This is a genomic window from Streptomyces sp. (assembly GCF_031178505.1).
GTDB classification, from domain to species: domain Bacteria; phylum Actinomycetota; class Actinomycetes; order Streptomycetales; family Streptomycetaceae; genus Streptomyces; species Streptomyces gulbargensis.
The window spans coordinates 1-4,888 of sequence record NZ_JAPSIW010000547.1 but is presented as its reverse complement, the minus strand read 5'-3'; the positions used below and the strand labels follow the sequence as shown (position 1 = coordinate 4,888).

The 4,888-nt window shown below is 74.7% G+C and carries 2 protein-coding genes; both read left to right on the top strand.

Going from position 1 to position 4,888, the window contains the following annotated elements; all coding sequences use genetic code 11:
- The first annotated feature begins 103 nt into the window (after positions 1-103).
- Positions 104-1,099, top strand: coding sequence for a helix-turn-helix transcriptional regulator (locus RIF68_RS27435; RefSeq protein ID WP_309053985.1), 996 nt, complete (start codon positions 104-106; stop codon positions 1,097-1,099).
- A gap of 777 nt (positions 1,100-1,876) precedes the next feature.
- A partial coding sequence (locus tag RIF68_RS27430) for an ALF repeat-containing protein (RefSeq protein ID WP_309053984.1) occupies positions 1,877-4,888 on the top strand: 3,012 nt, incomplete at its 3' end.

The following is a 4,888-nucleotide window of genomic DNA, read 5'->3' as shown; positions in this document are numbered from 1 at the left end:
AAGTGCGCGTGTACGAGGTACATGACCCCTTCCTTCTGCCCTCCCGCTGCGGGCATATGATGATCTTTTTGTATGAGAGATGAGCAGTTCCGGGGGGAATGACATGCTGTCTGCGCTGGGCCTTGACACGATGGCCGAAGCTGTCTATCGCGCCATACTGGCCGTTCCGGGGGGCGGGGTGTCGGCCCTCGCCGCCCGCATCGGCGCGACGGAACAGCAGGTGCGGGACGGACTCGACGTCCTCAGCGAGCTCGCGCTGGTCCGGCCGTCGGCCGAGGGCGGGGGGCTGCGCGCGGTCTCGCCCGACCTCGGGATGGAAGTCCTGATGGCCCGCCAGCAGGCCCAGATCGCGGCCCAGCAGCAGCGGTTGGAGGCCTCCCGCGCGGCGGCCGCCCAGTTGATCTCCGAGTACGCCGACCTGCGGCCCGCGGGCGCCAGCCCGGGAGTCGAGCAGCTGATCGGTCTGGACCAGATCCGGGACCGCCTCGCGCGGCTGACCCGTGAAGTGCGCCACGAGGTCATGACGTTCGCGCCCGGAGGGCCTCAGACGGAGGAGAACATCGCCGCGTCCCGGCCGCTGGACGCCGAGCTGCTGGGGCGCGGGGTGCGGACCAGGGTGGTGTACCTGGACAGCGTCCGCCACCACAGGCCGACCGTGGAGTACGCGCGCTGGACGGCCTCGTTGGGCGGGCAGGTGCGCACCGCGGCGTCCCTGCCCACCCGCCTGATCATCGTGGACCGGGCGACCGCCGTGATACCCGTGAGCAGTGAGGACACCGCGGGCGGCGCTGTCGTGCTGACCGGGCAGGGAACGCTGACCGCGCTGTGCGCGCTGTACGAGAGCGTGTGGGCTGCGGCGCACCCGCTCGGGGAGGCGCGTGCCCGTGACGTCCACGGCCTGAGTGCGCAGGAGGCGGCCCTCATCTCCCTGCTCTCCGAGGGGCACACGGACGAGACGATCGGCAAGCGGCTGGGGGTGTCCACGCGTACGGCCCGACGGATCGCGAACGATCTCATGGAGCGGCTGGGGGCGCGCAGCCGGTTCGAGGCCGGTGTCCGGGCGGTGCAGCACGGATGGCTGCCCGCGCAGCCGGACTGAGCGCGCCCGGCCCGAGGGAGCGCCGCGGTCGGCCGAAGACAAGGGCGCGCGGGCCGCTGAGGGGTGAGCAGGCATCCTGATCCCGGAATGGGTGGGACGGCGGAGGGGGCGGGTCGTGGGGTACGAGGCCGGTGGTGCTGTTTCGTCGGCGCCGCCTGGCGACCCCAGTCTTTCCGCGTCCCGCCGCCGGCGGAAGCCGGGTCCGCCGGCCTGAAGGGGCCAGGACCGCAAGCGGCCAGGCCGGCGGACGTGTCCCGGACGCACTGCGGTCCATCACTTCTTGTACGTCGCGGCGGTGGAGACGTCCTGGCGTGTCGCGCGCGCTCCCGCCGGCCGTAGGCGTGTCCCGCCCGGTGTTCTCGACCGCGCGGGCTCATTCGTCCCCCGACGCGCGGGCGACAGGACGAGCCGGCGCGAGAGTACGCCGGGAAGCCCACCCGGCCGGATCGGGCCAGGGACACTTCCGGCCATCCGAACACCCTTCCCCTCGCGTTCCCCGTGGCCCGAGAGTGTCGATCGCCGCCAGGGAGCGCGGCGTGACCCGGCCGGCATGCCGCAGGACACGTCACCGCGGGACTCACATCCGAGTCCGACGCGACGCACCCGGCCGCGGCCACCGACCACGAGGGTCCGTGGGGCCGGGAGCACGTCCTGGCAGGGATCACACCGCAGGGGAAGGGAGTCGTGATGTCTCAGCGTTCACGACAGTTCAGCAGACGTCAGATACTCGCCGCTTTCACGGGAGTGGCGGCAGCTTGTGTGCTGCCGGAGTGCACCGTGCTCACCCGCCCGGCGTACGCGGCGGACGGGGCCGTCTCCCTGCCCGCCGGATCCGGTCTGCCGGACACCGAGCGGGGCCGGGTCGTCTGGGCGTACCGGACGGGCGGGCGCGCCGTCCGCGCCGCGGCCGCCGCGGCTCTGGTCGGGACCGCGGCGGACGTCAGGGCGTTCCTCGACGAGAGGCTGCCTTCCGCCCGGGCCGAGGACAACCGGTTCACGCTCACCAGATCGCTGGTGACGGCGGGCAGGGCGACCCGCGAGAGCATCGGCGCGGCCCTGTCCGGCGGCACGGCGGCGGTCGAGGCGTACCTCATGGGCGGGTTCCAGTCCGCGGTGCGCGAGGACCTCAGGGTGGCCGTGACCACGGTCATGGCGCACGGTGGCCGTGCCGTGAAGCGCGAGGGTGCCGCCGCGCTGGACGCCGGGTCGGACTTCGCGCTCCGCGCCTTCCTGAGCGGCAGGCAGTTCACCGCTCAGGAGGAGGACGAGCGGGTGCGGGTGACGTCGATCCTCGTGACGGCGTCGCCGCAGGTGCGGGAGTACGCGAAGCGGGCGCTGGACGACGGCACGCCGCGGGCGATCCGGTGGTTCCTGGAGACGGGCCAGTACATCGCCCGCGCCCGTGACGAGGAAGCGGCGACGATCCAGCAGCTGGTCAAGGTCGTCGAGGCGGAAGGGCAGCGCGCCGGCCGCAAGACCGACGAGGCCGTGGAGCTGTCGCAGCAGGCGGTCAAGGCCGCCGAGAACGCGAAGAAGGCGGCGCTGGAGGCGAAGGCCGAGGCCGAGGCCGCGGAGAACGACGTCCAGCGCTCCGCCAGGGCCGCGAACAAGGCGGCTCAGGCCGCCAGGGGCGCCGCGGCAGCCGCGGCGACCGCGGTGTCGGCCTCGCGGACGGCGCAGGCCGCCTCGCAGCGCTGCGTGTCCGCCGCGCAGGCCGCTGCCGCGGCAGCCGCGGCAGCGGGACGCGCCGCGGCTCAGGCCTACCACGCGGCGATCGGGGCCTCGAGGGACGCTTCGATGGCGGAGGCGGCCCGGACGGCGGCGCGGGCGGCGACGGCCATGGTCCAGTACGTCCGCACGGTGGCCCAGAAGGCGGGCCTCGCGGCCGTCGCCGCCGAAGCGGCCGAGGCCGCGGGCGCGGCTGCCGCCGGATCGGCGCTCAACGCGGCCTCGGCCGCCAGGGCGTCGGCCGACGCCGCCCTGGCCTCCGGCGCCGCGCAGTCCGAGGCGGCCACCGCGCAGCGGGAGGCCGCCGTGGCGGAGGCCGCCGCCGCGAGGGCGACGCAGGCCGCGGCCAAGTCCCGGACCCTGGCCGGGCAGGCGGCGGCAGCAGCGCACGTGGCGCGCGAAGCAGCCGAGAGTGCCGCCGATCACGCCGAGAAGGCCGCCGCGCGGGCTCTGGACGCGGCGAACCACGCCGGCCAGGCGGTCGATTACGCCAACCGGTCGACCGAGGCCGCCAACGCGGCCGTCGAGGCGGCGACCAAGGCCGCCGCGGCGGTCGACAAGGCACGCGAGGTGGAGCAGGCGGCACGTGCGGCCGAGACCGAGCGGCTGGCCGAGGAGACCGCCGAGGCGGTCGAGCGGGCGCGGCTGGAGGCGGACGCGGAGACGGGCCGGCTCGAACGGTACAACCGGGAGCGGACGCAGGAATCGCGCCTGTCCGCGGAGCTGCTCGCGCTCATCGCCTCCGCCGAGGCCGCGCTGAAGGACGGCAGGACCGCCGAGGCCGTGGCAGCGGGGCGCAAGGCCGCGATCAAGCTCGTCGACCGGTCGGGCACGTGGACCCGGCAGGCTGCGGAGTTCGCGCTGGCCGGCTCGGACGAGGACGTCGTCCACTGGATCGACGCCGACCGCCTCATCGCCCTTCGGCAGGACAACATCGAGAACGTCGCGGCCATGGCCGCGATCTCCACGAAGAACGTGGCGCTGGCCGCGGTGGACGTGCTCAGGACCGAGGACGACGCCAAGGTCAGGACGTTCCTGGAGAGCGGCGCGATCGAGGCGGCCAAGGAGGACAACCGGGTCGAGGTGACGACGGTCCTGGCCGACGGGACCACCGGTTCCGCGGTGCGGCGTGCGGCCGTGGCGGCGCTGGAGGCCGGCACCGCCCGGGCCCTGCACGACTTCCTGCATGTCGAGCGCACCAAGGCCGTCCACGAGGACGACCGGGTGGCGGCCACCACGCTGCTGCGGAACGGGGGCCCCTACGTCAGGGCGGCCGCCACGATCGCCCTCGAGGGCGACGCGCACATGCTGCGCCAGTTCGTCGGCACCACGCAGTACGAGTTCGCTCGGATCGACCACGACCACGCCACGCACATCAGCGCGGTCCGGGCGATGATCGCGGGCGCCGCCAAGACGGCCCAGGAGGCGCAGGAGAACGCGGCACGGGCTTCCGAGGCCGCCGCCCTCGCACGCGACGCCGCCGCGAAGGCGACCGAGTGGGCGGAGCTCGCCAAGGGGTACGCCGCAGCCGCGAAGCTGTCCGCCGAGGAGGCGCGCAGGAACGCCGAGGCCGCCGAGGGATCCGCGGCCGAGGCCGCCCGCTCCGCCGAGACCGCGCGTCGGGCCGCGGCCGCGGCACGTCAGGCGAGCAGCGTGGCCCGCAGCGCGGCGACGCGCGCCGTGCGGTCCGCCACCGAGGCCGCTGCCCACGCCGCGAACGCCGCCGCTTCGGCCGCGGCGGCCCGCCAGGCATCGCTCGCGGCGGGAGCGAGCGCCGAGGCGGCCGCGCGGTCGGCGCTGCAGGCCAAGCACCTCGTCGTCGAAGCCGCCAGGCAGGAGGCGATCCAGAAGGCGCTGGACAACGCGACGACCCCCATCAAGCCGGGCACGAACGGCCTGCCCGAGGGTGCCGAGAGCTGTCTGACGCCGTTCGGCAGGCCCGTCGAGTCCGGAAACGGCAACAACCCGTGGGAGCTGGGCTGGAGCTGGCTCACCGGCAAGGGGCCCACGTCGCAGTGCTTCGGCCCGAACGACGACTTCACCCGCATCTACCGTGAGCAC

Coding starts and splice junctions, on each gene's coding strand:
- RIF68_RS27435 (WP_309053985.1), top strand. CDS start 104: ATGCTGTCTGCGCTGGGCCTTGACACGATGGCCGAAGCTGTCTATCGC.